Below are 21,289 nucleotides of genomic sequence, written 5' to 3'. Positions count from 1 at the left end.
TTTTGGGGATTTAATGGTGAAGAAGTGGGTATTTTGGGTTAATAATTACTTTTTACATAAGAATACAAATTTATACTTCTATCCGTTATGCCAAACTTTTTACGAATATTTTTTCGATGGGTCTGGATTGTATCAATTGATACATTTAGTTTGTCTGCAATTTCTTTGGTGGAATACCCTGCTTTTATATAATTGCAAACAATGCTTTCAGAGTGGGTAAGGTTTGATAATTCATCATTATATTCTTTGTTGTTGAAATGATCTTTTAGAGTTTGCATTTTTTGCAGGATTTCAATTTTAAGCTCTCTCCGCGCTTCCGAATTATTTTCAGCAGTTAAGTTATCAAGCATGGGTTCCAACTGAGAAGAAGCATATTTACATAATTCTTTAACATTGTCTTCATTTTCCTGGGTCATTGCTTGTATAACATTCCTAAGCGCTATGTTCTTCTCTTCTACCATTTTTTTCTCATTAACAAGTTGGTACTCAAGGTTTTTAATTTCTGAAATGTCTATGAATATAAAAGAATAGTATTTTTCATCCTCCACATCCATAGCGTTAATAGTTGCTAATATGCACAATGAGGAATAGGGAGTTATCAATTTCAACTCTCCTGACCAAGTATTATCAGGCTCTAGGTCTCTCATAACATCTTTAATACTTGCCAATCCTTCCTCTACAATCAGAAAACTATCAATATCTATGTTCTTAAGACTATAAGAATCTAAGCCAACAATATTTTTAGCAGTCTTATTTAAAGTGTAAATATTCATACTGGAGTCAAAAATAAAAATTCCAGCATTTGTTGATAAGAAAATTGACTTAAAAAATTTTTTAGATTTTCTTAGTTCGAAAGTTTTTTTATTCACTTCACTCTTTAGCATTTGGTTTCTTAGCACTACTCCTGAGACATCATTTAACATCACAATGTAACCACTAAAATTTTGTGCTACATTATCTAAAGAACTTACTCTCATTAAAAAATAATCACTATTATTTAAAGTTATATATTCTTCTTTTGCGTCTGACATTTCACCAAAAGTTGCAAAAAGTGAATCACAGTCAGTACCAAAAAGATCACAAACACACAAATTATTCCGATTCAAATATTTTTCGAAGTACTCTTTTGCGGCTGCATTAAGTTCAATAATTTCACCATTACCATCCGTAATAATTATTAAATCACTTGCGCCTTCAAATACATTTTGGTATTTATTTTTTGAGAGTGTCATTTCTCTGTTTGTTTTCATAAGCTCTTCTTGTAAAACATCAACTTTTGTTTCGACCCATTCTTTTAAAAAAATTGTTTCGCAAGCGTCATATGTTTTTCTGATCACAGATTGCAAATATCGCACATCTTCATCAGCATAACCTGTTAAATTATTAACTTCTTCTTCTATAACATGAACAATTACCTTCCAGCATGACATAAAATAATCTAGGGTAACGCCTCTATAATGATGCCTTCTGGCAATATTAACAATAGATGACAATAATTCAGGTCTTCGCTCTACTATCTCTACATAGGAAATCTCGTGGGGATATGAGAGACAATTCTCAACCACTGATTGCATTGCTTCAAAAGTTTTATATACATCTTGAATTTTTACCGTAGTAAACTGAAAAAATTGTGAACCTTGTGATATTTCGCATATCTTTTGGCTAAGAATTTCTTGGTTACTGAAAACGTCAGCTAACATTTTTTTTAACATAGCAAAATTATTCCTCTATCTTGATTTAATAAAAATAAAAAGTAAATTTCATTTTATCAACCATATATACCAACAAGTCTGTCATTAATTATAACAAAAACAATACTTCTTAGCAACTGTACATTAGAGATTTCTTACATGTAAAAGCATCTCAGCAAATCCAAAATAAAAAGAGGTCCAATAAATATTTGAGTATGTAACAAAAAATAAAATTGTTACATACTCAACAGTTTAGCAAAATGCATTAAATATTAAGAGATTCCCATTCTGTAATAAAGTCTTTAATATAAAAAGAAACTTCATTGGGCTTATCTTCTTGCACCCAATGACCTGCTTGAGGAATATATTGCACTCTAACCGGTCCCCTAATTGCATTCTTGAGCATATTAGCCCCATCTTTTGACATAAAATTGTCATTTTCTGCCCATACTACAAGTGTTGGGCATTTTATATTACTATAATCTACATCAGTATCGCTTTGTTTAGGATCGGCTGAAACTCGAATTAATGACTTAAACCCTGTCAAACCAGGCCCCCTTCCCCAAAATTGCAGATAATTCTGTTTGCAGTTTTTATCTGTGAAAGGTGAACCGTCATAGCTTCCCATGCGAAGTAATGCAGGAAAATTTGCCACTGCCTGACCCATGGCAGCCTGTAGTGTTTGTTCGTCTGCACCGTCAAGTGCAGCAAGTCCTTCTACCTCACATACAGGCCACTGGTCAAAACATACCGGATCAATGAGTACTAACCGAGTTATATATTCGGCATATTTAGAAGCTAAGATCTGTGCAACTCCACCGCCATGATCGTGAGCAACTAGTATAACCTTACCCTTTATTCCTAAACCTGTTATAACTTCTTTGACTATCTCAGCCTGATTAACAAGAGAGTGATTAAAATCATCCAGAGGCATATCAGATTGTCCATATCCAATCATATCCATTGCATAAGTTACGTAATCATTTTCCAAGGCCTTCTGTACATGCCTCCACAATCGAGCATTAGTGGGTATACCGTGTAGCATCAGTATAGGAACACCATTATCTCCTCTCTTTTCCACATTTACAGAAAATTCTTTTTCTTTAAACTTTACTTTTACTTTCATAAAAAAACCTCCAACTACGATATTAGACCTTTCGGTCTTCTTGTAAACAGGTAACATCAATATTGTTATGTATATTATTGTCAAAACAAATAATTTAATAGCAGATCATATGATACCTTCGTTTACATTGTAGACCTATCGGTAGGGTATCGTATCTAGCTATTCTTGTCAAGCCTTTGAACTAAGTTTGTTCTTATAGTTCTCCAAACCTATATTTTAAGTAAAATATGTTAAATGAATTTAAATTTACCAATTGACTTTTATAGTGTATATACTTATAAACATACCAGTCTAAAGAGGTATCTCTGAGTGAAAAATAATATAAAACAATTAGTTATCCAAAAAACAACCAAACTTATTTACCAAAAAGGTATTAGAAGTACTTCGATTAATGAAATTTTGGCTGAAACCGGAATATCAAAAGGAAGTTTATATTTTCATTTCAAAAATAAAAAAGACATTATTGATACTGTCCTTAAAAATGAACGAGCAAAATTTTTGATTTTCTTTGAAAATTCATTGAAAGGAAACAATAGCTATGAAAAACTCCTGTCTTTTCTCGATAGTTTATATGAATTGCAATATAAAAGTAATTTTACGGGCGGATGCATCTACGCAAACACTGCCATAGAATTTGCAGAAGAACAAAATGAGTTGACAATTTTTGCAATATCATCATTAGATGAATGGATAGCAAAAATTGAAGAATTAATACAAAATGCCCAAAATGAAAATCATATTAGAAAAGACTTAAGTGCACATATGATCGCTGAGCAAACAATAGCAACCATAGAAGGTGGTATTTTATTAAGTAGGACCAAAAAAAGTCCCGTACCACTATCTAACAGTATGAAAATTTTAAAACAAACATTATTGTCAAAATAAAAAAAGCAGCAAACAAGTAATCTTGATGTCTTTGATTTTATACTTAACTTTTACTGTCATATTGAGTATTCCGTGTCAAATCAAATGCTAAACGTTTAATCGAATAGTAGATAATTTGATATTGGCCTGTTTTTTACAAAAACTTTACCTTTGATATATAGTTTTTTAGTATTGTTTTAAAAAGATAATTCCTGATTTTTTGTTGAAATCAAATCTTTCATTTAGCTCCCAAATTTTAAGTTAAAGGAAGTATTGAATATTCCGGCTCGAGAGAGCCAGGTGTCAGGTACATGCAGCTGCAAAAAAATTCAATTATATGATAACGCCAGGCTTTTTGTTTAAGACACTTTTAAATGCACTGACAATTTCCGGGTCAAACTGGGCACCTGAGCAGAAATCCAGTTCTTCAACAGCTTCGCGCACCGGTCTTTTTGGCCTGTAACTTCTATCTGTCGTCATGGCGTCAAAAGCGTCAGAAATCTGGAGTATCCTGGCACCCAAAGGGATTTCTTTTTTCTTTAAACCATATGGGTAACCTGAACCATCCATTTTTTCGTGATGATGCAGCACAAAATCCGAAGCGGCTTCCAGGAATTTGATTGGCTTCAATATTTCATGTCCGTAAACAGGGTGTTTTTTCATCTCATGGTATTCAGCATTATCAAGTTTTGAGGATTTATTTATAATGCCCGATGAAACCCCGATTTTTCCTATATCATGAAGCAGACCGGCATATCGAATTAAATCCTTGAACTCTTTATTCATTCCCATTTCTCTGCTGATTTCAAGTGAGTATTTTTTTACGTTTTCAGAATGCCCTCTTGTGTAAGCATCCTTTGAGTCCACAGCTTTGGATAGTGAAGCGATAGTTTCCATATAGCCTTTTGTCATCTGCTCAAATCTAAAAATGTTCTGTAAAGCTATCGAATATTGATTGACGTGAATATTCAAAATTTTTATTTCTGTTTCATTAAACCTATGGCCACCTTTTCTGAAAAACACAAAAATCCCCCACAAACCTGAACTATTAAACATAGGTAATGCCAGATAATGAGAGTTTGGGTTTTCATTGTAATTTCCCAGCACCACTTTTTCATTCTGAAAAATTTCCCACGATTTATTGTAATCAAAGATACAATCCATATACTGGATAATATTAAAGTCTAAGTTGTATGTGTTCACATAGTTTCTTTTGAAGGTTTTAATATAAACTCCTGATATTTTGAATTCACTTTGAACAGTTTTAAGTAAATGAGAAAAAACTTTATCCTGATGTAGAGTTTTTGAGTAAATTTGTGAAGACTCGTAAATTGATGATATTTGTTTGGAATTTAAAATCTGTATTTTCTCTTTGCTGTGATTAAATGCTTCATAAATCCTGCTGACTACGTCAGATTTGTTGAAAGGTTTTATAAAATAATCAAATGCTCCAGCCCTTATACATTCAACTGCTGTATTTATGTCCGGCTCAGTTGCCAAAACAATGACTTCCGGGCAACATGTTCCACTGCCTTTTAATTTCTTTAACAATGCAGCAACATTTGCATCATTCTTTCCGGATGCAGCCAAAATAATATCAAAATACTGATACTTTAGCAAATTTATAACATCATTGATTTGATTAGCGGAAAATATTTTAAAGCCTTCCGCCCTGAGTATTTCATTAAGTTTACCTTTAAGGTAATTGTCGGCATCTGCAATCAGTACATTGATATGGCTGCTCATAAGTCACCTTTTAAAATTTTCTCTTTTTCAATGATATAGCTGTCTATAAGCATTCTTACAGTGTCAGATATGTTTCTGTGGTCTTTTTTCGCATATTTTTTCAGTTTTGAATGGGTTTTTTTATCCAGTCTTATGTGAATTAATTCTCTCTTAGTAGTTTGCATGTATACTATAATATATACATTTATATTATTGTCAATAAAATATAACTCTTTAAACATTCTAAATTTACACACTTATATAAAATAACAGTAATGCATTTAAAGGAGGTATTAGAGGTATTTGAGGTGGTTAAAATGGTTGAATAAAGTTGATAAGTGTCAATAGACTATCTTCATTTGAAAGAATTTTGAAATGAAATTTTCCGGAGCTTAAAGCAGGTCGGATTTGACTTAAAGCGAAGGTTTAGAAATACAATACAAACACTTTTTAATAAGCTACTTTCTTGATTTTAGATAATTTTTAATTCTCTTTACACCCTCTTTCATATGCTCAATATTACGGGTATAAGCAAACCTTATGTAATTGTTTGTATTGTTTTTGCCAAAATCTGTACCCGGTGTTACCGCTACTCCTGTTTTTTCAAGAAGTTCCTCGGCAAAAGAGTAACAGTCATGGGAATACTTGGATATGTCTGCCCAGATATAAAAAGCACCAACTGGCGCAGTATCGATTCTGAAAATATCTTTAAGCTCATTATAGAGGAAATCGCGGCGTTTTTTGTATTCGTTTTTATATTGTTCAAGAAAATTATAGTCAAAAGCTTCCATTGCTCCGTATTGGCTGATTGCAGGAGCTGCTATAAAAAGATTCTGCATGACGATCTCTGCCCTTCTGATATATTTTTCCGGCAAAATCATCCAGCCTAATCGTGCACCGGGAAGGCAAAAATATTTACTGAAACCGTTAATTACTATAACATCATCAGAAAATTCTAAAGCAGAATTCTCTTTTGTATCAGAATAAACCAGACCGTGATATATTTCATCGGAAATAAGAGTGATATTGTTGGTTTTGCAATAATTTATCATGTTTAGTATGTTACTTTTGCTGTAAATATTACCCGTTGGATTGGCAGGAGAGGATATTTGCACAGCTTTTATATCATGTTTCTGTTCCAGCAGATCGGGTGTAATCTGGTAATCTGTGTCAGCATTTACGTCTACTGTTTCCGTAATTATATCAAGAATATGTGCAAAATTTTTATAGCATGGATACCCGGGATCGCTGAAAGCCAGCTTTTCCCCGGCATTCAAAGCTATTGAATATGCAATGAGAAACGCACCTGATGTACCTGTAGTCAATAATATACGCTCCGGTTCAACATCTATTCCATATTTTCTTTTATAGTGGTCTGATATTTTTTGCCTCAGAGGCAGTATACCCATACTTTCCGTATAGGGGAATTCTCCTTTATATACTGCCTCACCCATCGCTTTTATCACTTTCTCTGATGGTTTTATATCGGGCTGACCCACCTCAAAATGGATTGCATCATCCATCTGGTTTGCTTTTTTTACAATATCCATTACTATAAATGGTGTAACATCTGCGAGCCTATCCATGAAATCACCTTATAAAAAATTTATATATACTAACCTGTAAATATTTATTTTCAAATACTAATTTTAATTTTTTGCTTTTTGATATTGATTTATATTCATTTTTTGTTATATTGCTTTTTGCATTTCGGGGCGTGGCGCAGTTTGGTAGCGCACACGCATGGGGCGCGTGTGGTCGGAGGTTCAAATCCTCTCGCCCCGATTATTTTTTTATGTCTGTCAATGTATTATCAAGTCTATTTTATCCAAAACCAACCACGTAATTTTCAGGAGTGAAATTCTGCCTTTAAAAGATTATTTTAATATTCTGAGATGTAAGAGTATTTGAATTGATAACAACAAAACTTGCCGATTAAATAAAAATGACATAAAATAACAAATCATTTATTATTACAATTAAAGAGGTAGATTCATGCAGAAAATCGATTCAGATATTTACCAAACGATGAATGCCAAACAGGCTTTTACAGCCAAAATATTTCCCACGGCTTATTTCTATGGAAGGCTTGTGAAACTCGTTTTCAAGGCGTCCAGAAAAGCAAAAAAAAGGACTTATGATGATAACGAATGGATTAACAGCAGTTGTGATTTTCTTAACATACTGGAAAGCTCAGGAGTCAAAATATATATTGAGGGTATAGATAATTTTAGATTTATAAAGGAACCCGTTCTTTTTATCGGTAATCATATGAGTACACTGGAAACGTTCCTTCTGCCCTCCATAATTGCCCCTTATAAAAAACTCACATACGTTGTAAAAAAGAGTCTGGTGGATTATCCTGTTTTTAAACACGTAATGAAGAGCCGAAATCCTGTTGTTGTAAGCAGAAGTAATCCGAGAGAAGATTTTAAAATTGTTATGAAAGAAGGCAAAGACAGAATCGAAAATGAATATTCCATAGTGGTTTTTCCGCAAACGACCAGATCGGCGGTCTTTGATGTTAACCACTTTAATAGCATAGGTGCCAAACTGGCTTTACGAACCAACACGACAATCGTGCCTGTAGCATTGAAAACCGATACCTGGGCTAACGGAAAAAAATATAAGGACTTCGGCAGATTTTATCCCGAAAAGGATGTTTTAATTTCTTTCGGCAAACCTTTAGAACCCTCTTCTGAAAACAAAAATTATATTCATGAGCAAGTTGCTGATTATGTTGTTGGCAAACTTAAAGAGTGGAATGTGAAGGTTGTTGAATAATAGTATTCATAACCTTGCTTGGAAAACGAGCTATTGACATAATTTTATTTCAGATTAATTTTATCTTAAAAAGAGGTGCCTATGAAAATTACAAGAGCTGGCGATTATGCACTTAGAGTGCTGGGTTATATGGCTTCTGAACAAAACAAAGGTAAGGTTTTTATGAGAAATGAACTTTCCCGGATATGCGGAGTACCCGACAGTTTTCTGGGCAAAATCCTTCAGGCTCTTGCAAGAGAAAATATATTGGAGTCTGAAAGGGGGAAAAAAGGGGGTTTTAAAATCAGCAAATCTCCTGATGAAGTGAGTCTTTATGACATTATAAAAGCTGTGGAGGGGGATGTAATGATAAATGAATGTCTTCTGGACAAAGAATTTTGTGATTCCTCTTTTAACTGCAACATACAGACTATCCTTGGGAGCATAAGGGAAAATTTGGTTAAAGACATGCAGAAATATACTCTGCAGGATTTGGCTGCAAAAGAGAATTAGTTTCCTTTTTATTTAATTTGATAAAATTGAGACCTTTGAATAATTTGTTTTTCCATGTTTTAGGAAGTGGGTAGCACCAGCCGGAGGCTGGTAAATATATTGTGTATCACAAATTTATCGGTTTTCGACCGATGCTAGTAGGATACATTACTTTAGTCCCGCAGGCCTGTGAATACTGAATTTCAAAAGAACGCTTGCCCGGCTAAAGCCGCGCTTCCTGAGTTATTCAAAGGTCTTAAATTTCTTAATCTAATAAAAAAAGCCGGGCAAAACCCGGCTTTTTTTTATTTATATCAACTAACTACAGGAGAAATTAGTATCTGTATGTTGCCTGAAGATACCATTGGTCGACTTTATCCACAACAGGTACCATTGTATCAAAAGCTGTAGCATCTTCAATCTTCTTGGGCTGACCTATCGGGCTGCCGCTGTTTGTATATTCATAGTCGTAGTGCATATAACCCAGTGTTGCGAAGAAATTGTTTCCAACAATAGGCTGGTGATAATATACTTCATATACATCACCGCGTGTTGCAATTTTACTTCCCACAAGTGCATCTTCACCGGCTGTCATGCTTGTCCAGTATTTTGAACCATGATTGTATTCAACGCCCAGTTTACCATTTGTAAAGGGAAGTTCAGGAGTCATAATACCTGCCCAGAACGAATAACCGGGTGTGTCGTCAACCATTTTGTCCTGCCCCATAAACTGGAACATTGCATTTGATGATCTGCCGTCAGGGTTAGACTTGCTCATAGCACCTGAAACAAACCATTTAAAGCCAAAGTTCTCAGCCTGGAATAAAACAGTGTGCATATCCAAATCACCGATTTTACTCATAGGCTCAAATCTGGAAACATAACCGCTGTAATTCGGTTCAAGGGTATATTCATCATATTTTCCGTCGAGAGTATAATCTGTCCCGTGTACTGTAAAAGGCATTGCAACAAGACCGGTGAAACCGTCTGTTACTCCGTATGCATGTGCCCAGTTATACCACAGCTCGTATTTTCCGTTAACAGCCAGTTTGGCTATAATACCGAACAGGTTTACATCATTAACATCTGCCTGTGCGTTGAAAGGATTAGCTGTTCCCCACTGTCCTTCAAAGCCCTGACCATAGCAGAATTTAAGCATGGAAGCCAAATCCCATGTATCGTAATATTTTTCATAATTAAACCCAAGTGAGCCACCGTCGAAATTCCACTGAATAATGTGTGCCAGAGGTGAGCCGCCCTGAACAGCATTTTCGTGCATTCCCATTGGAGGACCGTATGTGGATGGTCTGCGTCCGAAAGAGAAGTGCCAGTCAACGGGGCCTAAACGATTCTTATAGACAAAGTATGCCCTTTCAACATGGACACTGTCATCTGTGGGAACTGCGGCAGAGTTGCCGTCCAGATGCATACTGTTGAAATTGCCGTTATAAAAACGAATGTTTGTAGCCTCGCCGAAAGCCTTGTACATTGTCAGACGGCCGTTAAAGGATACATTATTATTGATTTTGCTGCTTAAACGGAGTCTGAGTTTGTTTGTGAACATTACATCATTATTGGAATCCGCTTTTTCAGGATCAATGTTGTTAAAAGCAGTTGTTATGCCACCAAGCTCCTGAGGTGTAACACTTCTGTCGGCAAGCATATTGGCAAAAGCTGTCATAGCAAATTGCTGATAACCTTGAGGGTTGTTTTGAGGATTAGGTGCTCCCATATTGACCAGCATGCCTACTATTTCAGGTTTCTGCATAAGTGAACCGAAATTTGCCATATATGTGGAAGTAAAAGCATCATTCCACATGTCATTATTGGCATCAAAACTATTAGCAGATCCACTGCTGTTGATTAAACTGTCACTCATCCAGAGCTGCATCATATCACTGGAAAAATCGTTTAATCTTCTCAGATTTTTATACTGGATGCTGTCAAGACGTGTTCTCAGCTCCACACTAAGGTTGAGTTTATCCTGGGCAGTATGGCGTGTACTCTTGTTGACAAAATTAGACATCATGTCAACCTGCTGCTGTAAATCCTGGATCTGTTTTTTCAGTTCCTGCAGATCTACATCGTCTGCAGCATAAGAAAAACCGGCCATTAAGAAAACGGCCAAAAATGAAACCAGTAACTTCTTCATAATTACCTCCGCTTTATTAAATTTTTTGTCCAGTGGACAAATAAAACCCTGAAATCAAATAACAATTATTTCATTAATAAAATCATACAAAGTTAATCAACAATTTTTACAAAAAAACAGGAGGAAGTTTAGCTCCCCCTGTATTAATTTTTAACCGCAGGTTTCAGGTTGCGCTGAATCGAGAGCGTGATCGTGAAGATACCGAAACATATCTTGCCATCCCTGTGCTCCGCCTCTTACTCTTGCCTTATCCAGTTCGCCTTTTTTATGAACCTCTTTAATCTTTTCATGATTGTTTGCGAACCACATTTTCCACTGTGCCTGAGTTTTGGATACAGGACTTAAAGCGGGTGATCCCTGAACAGATCCGTCGTGGCAGGTCAGTCGGCATCCGACTTTCCATATTCTTTTACCTCTTCTTGCGTTGCCTTCAGCAAACACCATGGAAACGCTGAAAATCACAATAAACAACAGCATCAAAAACCCAACAAACTTTTTGTTCATACCTTTACCTCCTTTTTTGGCTTTATGAGCCTTTTTGTATATATTTATTAACAAATATTGCCTTCAAAAAAAATCAGATATCAAAAACTTCTTTATAAATGTTATCGATATCATCAATAAAGTTATATAAAATAGTTGCGCTTTCTTTATAAAAACTGATCCCAGCATGTTCGGTAATTTTATTGTAAAATTCGGGGAACATAGGCTGTATATATTTTTTAATCACATTGATTGCTGCATACAGATATTTCAACTTTTCAATTTCATTCGTATCTTCAGAGAAACTTAAAAACAAGTGTGAAAGATATTCAAGCATTATGTAAAGATTGTCTTCCAGTTCTTTTATTTCACTCTCAACTGCGAAACCAGTGGATTCCATAAGATTTTTGAGTTTCACCGTGGAATCTCTTTGAACCAGCTTTTCCGAATCTGTATAAACAGAAGAATATAACGGTGCAGGCACTCCTCCTATATTTGCAACAAACAGTTTTACGTATTCTGTCTCCATTTCATCCTTTGAAGGCAGCTCCAGATTGCTGTCAGAGTACTCCTCAAGAAAGTCTTTGAATGTAGGAGTAATCTCCCGGATTGTGTTGTATATATCTTCATTCGGATATCTGAAAAGAGCCGACAAAAACATGAAGACGCTGGAAAGAGATTCACAGGCCTGGATATCCGGGGTATAAGAGAATGTAAACTTAGATATAAAATTTTCAAAACCGTAAGATTCTACCGCTTCATAAAGTTTAGAAAAATTTTCTGGAAGCAACGTTCTTTCTTGTGTTTTATCCGGCATAGTACCCTGCTCTTTAATCAAATATTAATATGTTTATATATCATCATAGATAATTTATAATATTTGTAAAGAGTTTTTTTGTATACAATATGCATTTTTTAATATGTTTGACATCCCGTTTAAAGTTATTGGTATTATTCGATAAAATTATCGGCCAACAAATCACCGGCGGTGCGCGATTCATTAATAAGTTTTTTCAAATCATTTTTACTTAAAAAAATAAGTGTGCTTTTTCGGTCTGCCAAAATATTGTACCCTGAAATATTTTCTGCTTTGATAAGGCTGCCCTTATTATACTCTGCTGCATGCTTTTCATCTTTGTCAAAAAGCCTCAGCATACCCTCTCCTACAAAGAGAAAGTCTTCATTTTCTCCAAACTCAATTTTGGTCTCTTTGTCAACAATCCTGATTTTATCAATTTTATCGGGCAGAAGAAATGACTGGATTAGATTTTTGATAAAATTTGTTTCGGTAATTTTTGACTCGATGTACATTTTAACTGTAATCCACCTGACCCTTTCGAAAACATAGCCGAACTCTCCCCAAAAAAGATAAAGGCAAAACACAACATATATCCATAACAAACCAAAGATAAGAGTTCCCAAAGAACCGTATATAAGCGAGTAAAAAGCCATATTGAATACTTTAGTAAAAAATATGTTTAAAAAATACAATGACACACAAAATCCAATTGATGAATACAGTGATATTTTAGAGCTCATACCCCCTCTGCTCATTAACAAATAGCTTAACCATGAAATAGCCAGCAGAATCACAATGGGCATATAGATAATATTTTCCAATATATTAATAATAAGAATAAAATCCTGCAAAAATGATTTGTCGAAAAATTTTGTTACAACATTAATTGCAATTTTTAACATAATTACGGCAATTAACATTACAAGCGCCAGTATCTCCATGATTACCGGTATAAAGAAACTCAAAAAACCCCACTTCTGATCCTTTTTGGAAAAGATTACACTAAAAGCAGCTTTCATAGCTCTTACAAATAATAGTGAGGTAAAAAAAAGTGAAATACCGCCGAATATCCCGAAGTTAAGAGCGTTTTTTGTCAATACTTGGGTGTCCCCCGCAGATTTTAGTATATAACCTATCAAATCCGGATTTACAGATTTAATCATTTTAAAAATTTCAGAAGCAAGTTCTGCCGGAACAGGGAGATTTGTCAGCACAACCGAGATTATCAGGAGCATCGGGATAAAAGATAGCAGAAAGAAAAAAGTCAGGTTGGCGGCAAAATTCATAAGCTTATTCGCAAAAAAATAGTGGACGGAAAGATAAATCCTGGCCAGAATACGCTTTGACATTACACACCTGTAATTATTTATAAATAAAGAAATTTAATAAATAAGTTTAAAAATAAAGACCGGGTGAGTAAAAACTCACCGGTCTAACTTATTCTATTCCAAGAAACTTTCCGTTTTCATAGATCTTTTTATCGTCAGCATAAACAACAGCATCTTCTCTCATATCCTTAATCAAATCCCAATGAAGACCGGACTTGTTTTTACCCCCTGCTTCCGGATAAGAGGAACCCACAGCTAAGTGCATACTTCTGCCTATTTTTTCATCAAAAAGTATATTTCCTGTGGCCTTTTTAATTGCATTATTAAGTCCAAAAGCTATTTCGCCTGCAACTCTGGCTCCCTCATCAGTATCAAGCATTTTATTGAGAAAATCCTCACCCTTTTCGGCTTCAGCTTTTATAACCCTTCCGTTTTTAAAAGTTAAATGAACATTTTTAGCGCTTACTCCCATAAAAGATGTCGGGACATCAAAAAACATTTCTCCATTGGCACTGTCTTCAACCGGGCTTGTAAAAACCTCACCATCAGGCATATTATGACTGCCGTTACAGTTTATCCACTTCCTGCCGCCTACATTCAAAGTAAGGTCTGTGTTTTTGCCTGTTATCCTGAGCTCTTTTGTGCCGCTGAGAAGTTTTACGATTTTTTCCTGATATTCGCTAACTTCTCTCCAGGATTTTACAGGGTCGCTTTCATTGAGCTTACATGCTCCGAAAACAAATTCGGCGTACTCATCAAAAGACATTTCGGCATCCTGTGCCATGGAAGAAGTGGGATAAGGGGCAATCACCCAGCTGAATTCACCTTTTCCTTCCCTGTCAAACATTATGTCTTTTAAAACTGATAGCGCTTTCCTGTTTATGGCTATTTTACCGGAATCCACTCCTGTAAGCTGCTTTGTGTTAATCTCACAATCAATATTAATCATTGCTTTGACCGTTTTTGCTGCCGTCATATGGGCATCCGGTATAAATTCCAGCTGTTCTTTTTCTGCATATTTGTAAAATGAATAAAGCTGCTCAGCGAAGCTCATTCGCACTATCGGATAACATCCCATTTTCAGCAGTTTTATATAGCAAGCTTTTACCAGAGGTTCTGATGCAACTTCACCCCTGATTTCAACGGTGTCTCCTTTTTTCAGATTGAGACTGTATTCACACAAAAGGTCGGCCATTTTATTTTCAAAATACATAAATACTCCTGTTTAAAATTTGCGGTGTTTTTACAAAAAATCCATTGTATCAAAAAAATATGCAACAATTCTGAAGTAATTTCCAGATTTATTTTTTAAGATTATAAAAAGAGTCCAGACCATAAAATGCGGACTGATCCAAAAGCTCCTCCTCAATTCTTAAAAGCTGATTATATTTGGCAATTCTGTCCGTTCTGCTTGCTGAGCCTGTCTTGATTTGCCCTGCGTTAACAGCAACAGAAAGATCGGCAATTGTTGTGTCCTCCGTTTCTCCGGATCTGTGTGAAATCACGCAAGTATAGCCTGCACGTTTTGCAGTCTCTATTGCATCGATAGTTTCCGTTAAAGTACCTATTTGATTAAGCTTAATCAGGATTGAGTTGGCAATATTTTCATTTATACCTTTTTTGAGACGTTCGGTGTTTGTAACAAATAAATCATCACCAACCAGCTGGACTTTATCGCCCAGTTTTTCTGTAAGAATCTTCCAGCCGTCCCAGTCTTCTTCATCAAGCCCGTCTTCTATGGAAATTATCGGATATTTTGAGACAAGGTATTCATAGTAATCAACCATTTCTTCAGCAGTTTTATCGGAATTTTTCTCTGCTGCCAGTATGTACTTACCGTTTTTATAAAATTCACTGGCAGCGGCGTCTATGGCAATGTATATATCTTCCCCGGGTTTGTATCCTGCCTTTTCAACAGCTGTCAAAATCACATCTATAGCTTCTTCATTGGACTTCAGATTTGGAGCAAAGCCTCCTTCGTCACCCACTGCTGTGTTGTATCCTTTGGATGAAAGAACTTTCTTCAGTGCATGAAATGTCTCAGTTCCCATTCTTAAAGATTCTTTAAAGGATTCAGCTCCCAAGGGCATTATCATGAATTCCTGTATATCAACATTGTTGTCGGCATGTGCTCCTCCATTTAGAATGTTCATCATGGGAGCGGGCATAGTATGAGCAAAGGTGCCGCCGATATAACGGTATAAAGGCATGGCCAGTGCATCTGCAGCTGCTTTTGCACAGGCGAGGGAAACACCAAGGATGGCATTGGCTCCTAATTTATTTTTATTGGCTGTTCCGTCCAGATCAATCATTATTTCATCGATCAGCTTTTGTTCCAGGACGTCTATTCCCTCCAACTCGGGGGAAATTATTTCATTTACATTTTGTACGGCTTTTAATACGCCTTTTCCGCTAAACCTTTCACTGTCACCGTCTCTGAGCTCCACAGCTTCAAATTCACCGGTTGAAGCCCCTGACGGTACCGCTGCAACCCCTATATTGCCTCCGCTTGTGACAACTTCAACTTCAATTGTAGGGTTCCCTCTGGAATCCAGAATTTCTCTGGCGAAAACATCGATAATATCTGTCATTACCCACCTCTTATGTAAAAATATTTTATATATACATTGTATATTGAAAAAAAAGAAAAAACACAATATCCTTATTAATGTTTTGATAAATAATAACTAACAGATTTAAAAGAGGTATTAGAGGTAGTAGGGGTTCAAAGCTTTGTCCGCCTTGGGCCGATTCAATGTCAAAGATTCAATGTTGAATACCCAATCTACCAATATCAAATACACCACTCAACAACTCAACCAATGCACCACTCAACTACTCAACCAATACACCACTTTTCTATTTCTCTATCTCACTCTCACTATAAAAAGCAATTATCTTTTCTTGATTATCAAGCCGTTTGCTGATAATGTTCAGCCGTAATTAAGCAAATATTAAAAAATAAGGTTTACTTATGTATGATATACCAAAACTGTTGTTTGCCGATGACAAGGGAGTTATTTACGACCACCCTACTCTTAAAATGACGGTCAGGAGTGAAAATCTTGAGACTGTCCCTTACGAACTTGAAATGGAAGCCGTACCTCCTAAAACGAAACTTAATTTTCTCGAAGATACTCTGCCTTTGGCTTATAATCCTGAAAAGGCCGGGATGGAGGTTTTCAAGTCAGGCCATGCTGTTTATATAGAGCCCCCTGAAGGTTATTTGCGGCTGTATTTGCCGGCTTATAAAAAAAGAAAGGAAATAATGTTTGAAGACAGGGAATATACTCCGATCGGCTGGATGAATGAAACTTTTGTCTCCCCAATAATCAATGTTGATAAAATCCCCGATAAAAACAGCGAAGCCACCGGCAATAAATTTCATGGCTTTTTAAAATCTTTCAAAAAGAAAAATGCTTTTGTGAAATACCTGCTCAGCAATTCTGATTTATACCATACAAAAAACGAGGAAATAAGACTTCCGGTTGATAAAGACAGCATGCAGGCAGATTCAAAGGAATTAACCGAGATACTGTCACACTATTCGGAAGTTGCCGATAAGCCTGTTTTTAATATCGACTATGACGATTTTAATGTGTCCAACGGAGAAATTGATTTTACACAGTTGTTAGAAGGTATAAAATATCTAAGAAAGAACAATGAGAAGCTCAGCATCACATTTTCTTCATATCTGCAGAATATTGAAACATTGAAAATGTTTACGGATGCCGGTGTGGACTGCGTTAATGTTAAAATGATTTCTACCAATACCGAAACCAACAGAATTTTCAATAAAGAAAACAATACGGATAATGTTTACAAATCATTACAGGCTCTGCATAAACAAAATATATTCAAGAGTCTGACCCTCTACACAATGCCCGGTTTAACCGACAGGGAAAGTGAAACGGAATCATTAAGGGATTTTCTGTCAACCTTTGACATCAATCTACTGCTGTTAAGAAACCTTAAAGGCGATCCTGACCGGATATTTTTTTCTGAAAATCTGAAAACCGAAGATATCAAAGGGTTAAAAAATGTGATTAAACTGATAAAAAAGAAAATGAAAAACCTCAAAATCGGTTATTTTAATAGACATAAAGAGCAGTTTCTAATAGAATATGGTATGCCGGATTTTAAAAGGAGGAAATGATGAAAAGAGCTGTTTTTGTTGTGTTATTTATTTTTCTGGTTTCTTCTGTTTTTGCAGAAGATATAGAATTTACAGACTCCACACTCACTCAGGGGGAGTTTGAAAGCTTCACTAAAGAGCTTGGTGTTGCCCTTTCTTTCAATCCCATGTCTCCGGCGGAAACCCTTGGTGTAACGGGTTTCGATATCGGTGCTGAATTAGTGGTCACAGATATTAGTGATAATAAAAAATATTGGGAAACCCTTGTTGATAACAATGATCCCAGTTCTTATCTCCCCGTTCCCAGACTGCACGTTCAAAAAGGGCTTCCTTTTAATATAGATATAGGTGCCATGTATACCGCAGTCCCAAACAGCAACATTAAGCTTTGGGGAGTTGAGCTGAAATATGCTCTTCTGGAAGGAACAGCAGCCACACCCGCTTTGAGTATAAGAGGCAGCTTCAGTAAACTGGAGGGCGTGGATGAGCTTGACATAACCACTCAGTCAGGTGATATCCTTATAAGCAAAGGTTTTATGATGTTGACACCTTATGCAGGCTTGAGTGCTTTAAGAATCAACGGTAGCGAAAATTCAGACCTTGTTAACTTCGAGGATATACACGAGGTTATATACAGAGGACTGGCGGGCTTGCAGTTCTCACCTTTACCTCTTTTCGTCATTAACCTTGAGGCCAGCATAGGTGAAGTAAATCAATACGGGGTTAAAGCAGGGATAAGATTCTGAATGAAAACATACGCGTTTGATTTTATCGTTCTGGGAAGCGGAGTAGCCGGATTAAGAGCTGCTGCAGAACTGGCTGATTACGGTCAAACTGCAATAATAACCAAAGCAGCCATAGGCGAAAGCAGTTCAGAGTATGCCCAGGGCGGAGTTGCAGTGGTAATGTCTGACGATGACGATATATATCTGCATTACGAGGATACCATTAAAGCTGGCGACGGCTTGTGTGACAAAAATGCTGTTTTCACCCTTGTGGACGAGGGGCCCAGATACATTAATGAGCTTATTGCTCAGGGGGCTAATTTTGACATGCATGAAGGTACTCTGGATTTTACCAGAGAAGCTGCCCACAGTGTCAACAGAATAATTCATGCAAAAGGTGACGCCACAGGCCACGAAATTGTCAGATCTTTAAAAAATTCCGTTTCTAAAAAAGAGTCCATAAAAAGATTTGAAAATGTATTTGCTGTTGATATTATTCAGGAAAATGGAATAGTAAGCGGCATTTTCGTTATAGAAGAAAGCAGCCAGGAAAAAGTATTTTTTAGTGCCAAGGCTGTTATCCTTACCACCGGAGGTGCCGGTCAAATGTTCAAGCGTACAACCAATCCGCCGGTTGCAACCGGCGATGGTATTGCAATTTCTTTCAGAGCAGGTGCATGCCAAAAGGATCTTGAATTTTATCAGTTCCATCCAACTGCACTTACCATGAAGAATACTCCCGCTTTCCTTCTGAGTGAATCCATGAGAGGGGAAGGCGGCGTGTTGAAAAATATACACGGCAAAAGATTCTGCCATAATTATCATAAGCTGGGAGAACTCGCTCCGAGAGATGTTGTCAGCAGAGCCATTTTTTCAGAAATGCAAAAAACTGATTCTGAGTTTGTATACCTTGATTTGACAGGTCTCGAAAAGGATTTTGTTAAAAACAGATTCCCTAAAATATACAATACCTGCCTGGATTTCGGTCTTGATATAACAAAGGAATATATTCCCGTAAGTCCGGCTGCTCATTATTATATGGGCGGAGTGGAAACGGATTTGTGGGGGCGCACAAGTATAGAAGGATTGTACGCTGCCGGTGAAACCGCATGCACAGGTGTTCATGGAGCTAACAGGCTTGCCAGTAATTCACTTCTTGAAGGGGTTGTTTTCGGCGGTAGAAGTGCAAAAGCTGCAATTGTTGATTCCAAACATAAGACTCTTCAAAAAAATAATGTTGATTATAAAGATGAAATAGATTTATCGGATAAATACGAAGTCTATCTTCAGGAAATTCAGGAAACGATGTGGGAAAATGTCGGTGTTGTAAGAAACTTTGACGGGTTAGCAAAAGCTGTCAGCTATTTTAACGAAAAACTGGAAATGATAAGTGATAAAAAACCAGCCAATCAAAAAACAGGAGAAAGAATCAACATGTTTTATGTCGGAAAACTTATGGCTCTTGCAGCCGCCAGCAGAGAGGGAAGCCGCGGTGCCCATTTTAGAGAGGATTTTCCTGAAAAATCAAAAGAGGATTTTCATATAATTTTCAAAGATGGCAAATTTAGTCCCATTAACAGATGATAAAAAACCTTTTGTAACCGCTGATGGTTCTTTTTCATATTATAATCTCACTTATAATGAAGCATACCATGCCAAGTCCATAGGAGCTTATACAGAGAGCCTCCATAAATTTGTTTTTGCATCGGGAATACTTGAGAAACTACGATATAGAGAAGTTTGGCTGCTGGATATATGTTTCGGACTGGGATATAATCTGGCTGTACTGATAAATGAATATTTGAAAAAACAAGGGCTACACAAACTGAACATTTTGAGTGTGGAAAAAGATCCCTCTGTGCTGTCGCTGCTGGAAAACAATTATCTGTTTTGGCCTGTTCATTCATACAGTATTTTGCGAAAGCTTTTGGAAGGGGGTCCTGTTAAGAATATAGATTTAAATATTATTATTGATGATGCCACGGCTGTATTTGAGTATTTAACATTTCCTTTTGATGTTATCTTTTTTGATCCGTTTAGTAAAAACAAAAATCCTGAAATGTGGAATATAAACATTTTTAAAAAATTGTATAATCTGTTAAAAGATGACGGCTGCATTGTAACATATGCGTGCAGTGCATCTGTCAGAAAAAAATTTTACAAAGCCGGATTCCTTTCTTACGACACCAGAAATCTTCCAACCGGTTTTCAGAAAGGTACTTTAATGAAAAAATTTGTATATCTATAATTGTTCCTGCGTTTTACTTACTCCATATCATCCAAAACCAATCAACTCTCTCAACCTCTGCCTCAACCTCTACCTCAACCTCTACCTCTACCTTTATTCTACCTCTCCACATCCCTGCCTATAAAAATTATAGGGCTTCAGCAATAAATTTTAGCAACCTCCCAAAATTATTGTACTTGTGCTATTTGACAATACTTTATCTTAATATCGGGGTTTTCACTCATGAAGATATCCCAATATTAAGCACAGTTGTATATTAAGAGCTTTGAATAATGTCTTTTTCTCCGTTTCAGGAAGTGGGTAGCACCAGCCGGAGGATGGTAAATATGTAGGATACATTACTTTAGTCCCGCATGCTTGATAATACTGGGTCTCGGAATAAACTTTGCACGGCTGAAGCCGCGCTTCCTGAATTATTCAAAGCTCTCATATTTATTCATTATGTCGTTTTATATGGCAGAGATTTCTCACTTTGTTCGAAAGAATGCCTGCGGCTAGCACCAGTCTTTTAGACTGGTAAATATGTGTAACATCCTATTTAACTATCGCTGTTAGACAGTATGCATGTAATTGTCACCTCGAGCGAAGCCGAGAGGTCTCTTTGCAATATAACAGTAAAGATCTCTCCGCTCCACTCCGTTCCGGTCGAGATGTTCCGTGTTAAAAGTCAAGCATTTTTTGCAACCAAAGTTAAATTATTTGCATGATCCGGATCATACGGTTTGCCACTTTTCAATACACCAAATGCCTGCCTTATC

18 protein-coding genes and 1 tRNA gene are annotated in these 21,289 nt (G+C 36.3%); 8 read left to right on the top strand and 11 right to left on the bottom strand.

The window, feature by feature from the left end; all coding sequences use genetic code 11:
- Positions 1-38 precede the first annotated feature (38 nt).
- On the bottom strand, positions 39-1,712 hold the full coding sequence (locus UMU13_RS10780) for a PAS domain S-box protein (protein WP_328219056.1): 1,674 nt from the start codon (positions 1,710-1,712) through the stop codon (positions 39-41).
- A gap of 244 nt (positions 1,713-1,956) precedes the next feature.
- A complete protein-coding gene (locus UMU13_RS10775) occupies positions 1,957-2,817 on the bottom strand; it encodes an alpha/beta fold hydrolase (RefSeq protein ID WP_328219055.1) in 861 nt (286 codons plus the stop codon).
- A 309-nt stretch (positions 2,818-3,126) separates the two neighbouring features.
- On the opposite strand from UMU13_RS10775, the gene UMU13_RS10770 reads away from it, so the two are divergent.
- The gene (locus UMU13_RS10770; protein ID WP_328219054.1) at positions 3,127-3,702 is read left to right on the top strand and encodes a TetR/AcrR family transcriptional regulator; all 576 of its coding nucleotides are present in this window, start codon (positions 3,127-3,129) and stop codon (positions 3,700-3,702) included.
- Positions 3,703-4,014: 312 nt separating this feature from the next.
- On the opposite strand, the gene UMU13_RS10765 is transcribed toward UMU13_RS10770, so the two are convergent.
- The 3 genes from UMU13_RS10765 to UMU13_RS10755 form a co-directional block, all read right to left on the bottom strand.
- Positions 4,015-5,427: an HD domain-containing phosphohydrolase gene (locus UMU13_RS10765; RefSeq protein WP_328219053.1), complete on the bottom strand. Its 1,413-nt coding sequence runs from the start codon at positions 5,425-5,427 to the stop codon at positions 4,015-4,017.
- Positions 5,424-5,591, bottom strand: a complete 168-nt coding sequence (locus UMU13_RS10760) for a hypothetical protein (protein ID WP_328219051.1) — start codon at positions 5,589-5,591, stop codon at positions 5,424-5,426. The genes UMU13_RS10765 and UMU13_RS10760 overlap by 4 nt, the downstream gene beginning before the upstream one ends.
- A gap of 273 nt (positions 5,592-5,864) precedes the next feature.
- Positions 5,865-6,992, bottom strand: coding sequence for a pyridoxal phosphate-dependent aminotransferase (locus UMU13_RS10755; RefSeq protein WP_328219050.1), 1,128 nt, complete (start codon positions 6,990-6,992; stop codon positions 5,865-5,867).
- 125 nt (positions 6,993-7,117) lie between these two features.
- On the opposite strand from UMU13_RS10755, the gene UMU13_RS10750 reads away from it, so the two are divergent.
- From UMU13_RS10750 to UMU13_RS10740, 3 genes are all read left to right on the top strand, one after another.
- A tRNA-Pro gene (locus tag UMU13_RS10750) sits at positions 7,118-7,191 on the top strand.
- Positions 7,192-7,401: 210 nt separating this feature from the next.
- On the top strand, positions 7,402-8,190 hold the full coding sequence (locus UMU13_RS10745) for a lysophospholipid acyltransferase family protein (protein WP_328219048.1): 789 nt from the start codon (positions 7,402-7,404) through the stop codon (positions 8,188-8,190).
- 81 nt (positions 8,191-8,271) lie between these two features.
- Positions 8,272-8,682, top strand: coding sequence for an RrF2 family transcriptional regulator (locus UMU13_RS10740; protein ID WP_328219047.1), 411 nt, complete (start codon positions 8,272-8,274; stop codon positions 8,680-8,682).
- 313 nt (positions 8,683-8,995) lie between these two features.
- Here UMU13_RS10740 and UMU13_RS10735 read toward each other — a convergent pair whose 3' ends face one another.
- From UMU13_RS10735 to eno, 6 genes are all read right to left on the bottom strand, one after another.
- A complete protein-coding gene (locus tag UMU13_RS10735) occupies positions 8,996-10,813 on the bottom strand; it encodes a DUF3373 domain-containing protein (protein ID WP_328219046.1) in 1,818 nt (605 codons plus the stop codon).
- Positions 10,814-10,963: 150 nt separating this feature from the next.
- A complete protein-coding gene (locus tag UMU13_RS10730; protein WP_328219045.1) occupies positions 10,964-11,317 on the bottom strand; it encodes a cytochrome c in 354 nt (117 codons plus the stop codon).
- A gap of 73 nt (positions 11,318-11,390) precedes the next feature.
- Positions 11,391-12,113, bottom strand: a complete 723-nt coding sequence (locus UMU13_RS10725; protein WP_328219044.1) for a TorD/DmsD family molecular chaperone — start codon at positions 12,111-12,113, stop codon at positions 11,391-11,393.
- Positions 12,114-12,247: 134 nt separating this feature from the next.
- Entirely contained in the window at positions 12,248-13,444 is a 1,197-nt protein-coding gene (locus UMU13_RS10720; RefSeq protein ID WP_328219043.1) for a YihY/virulence factor BrkB family protein, read from the bottom strand.
- Positions 13,445-13,532: 88 nt separating this feature from the next.
- Positions 13,533-14,636, bottom strand: a complete 1,104-nt coding sequence (locus UMU13_RS10715; RefSeq protein WP_328219042.1) for an aminopeptidase — start codon at positions 14,634-14,636, stop codon at positions 13,533-13,535.
- 88 nt (positions 14,637-14,724) lie between these two features.
- Entirely contained in the window at positions 14,725-16,014 is a 1,290-nt protein-coding gene (gene eno / locus UMU13_RS10710) for a phosphopyruvate hydratase (RefSeq protein ID WP_328219041.1), read from the bottom strand.
- 383 nt (positions 16,015-16,397) lie between these two features.
- On the opposite strand from eno, the gene UMU13_RS10705 reads away from it, so the two are divergent.
- Genes UMU13_RS10705 through UMU13_RS10690 form a run of 4 tightly spaced genes read left to right on the top strand, consistent with a single transcriptional unit; the run spans position 16,398 to position 20,531 of the window.
- Positions 16,398-17,579: a radical SAM protein gene (locus UMU13_RS10705; protein WP_328219040.1), complete on the top strand. Its 1,182-nt coding sequence runs from the start codon at positions 16,398-16,400 to the stop codon at positions 17,577-17,579.
- The gene (locus UMU13_RS10700; RefSeq protein ID WP_328219038.1) at positions 17,579-18,304 is read left to right on the top strand and encodes a hypothetical protein; all 726 of its coding nucleotides are present in this window, start codon (positions 17,579-17,581) and stop codon (positions 18,302-18,304) included. Before UMU13_RS10705 ends, UMU13_RS10700 begins: the two co-directional genes overlap by 1 nt.
- Positions 18,305-19,867 carry an L-aspartate oxidase gene (gene nadB, locus UMU13_RS10695; RefSeq protein ID WP_328219035.1) on the top strand — a complete coding sequence of 521 codons (1,563 nt, stop codon included), beginning with the start codon at positions 18,305-18,307 and terminating at the stop codon, positions 19,865-19,867.
- Entirely contained in the window at positions 19,839-20,531 is a 693-nt protein-coding gene (locus UMU13_RS10690; protein WP_328219034.1) for a tRNA (5-methylaminomethyl-2-thiouridine)(34)-methyltransferase MnmD, read from the top strand. The genes nadB and UMU13_RS10690 overlap by 29 nt, the downstream gene beginning before the upstream one ends.
- Positions 20,532-21,289: the final 758 nt, after the last annotated feature.

This window comes from Flexistipes sp. (genome assembly GCF_036172515.1).
In the GTDB taxonomy this organism is placed as follows: domain Bacteria; phylum Chrysiogenota; class Deferribacteres; order Deferribacterales; family Flexistipitaceae; genus Flexistipes.
This window is presented reverse-complemented; position numbering and strand designations above follow the sequence as displayed.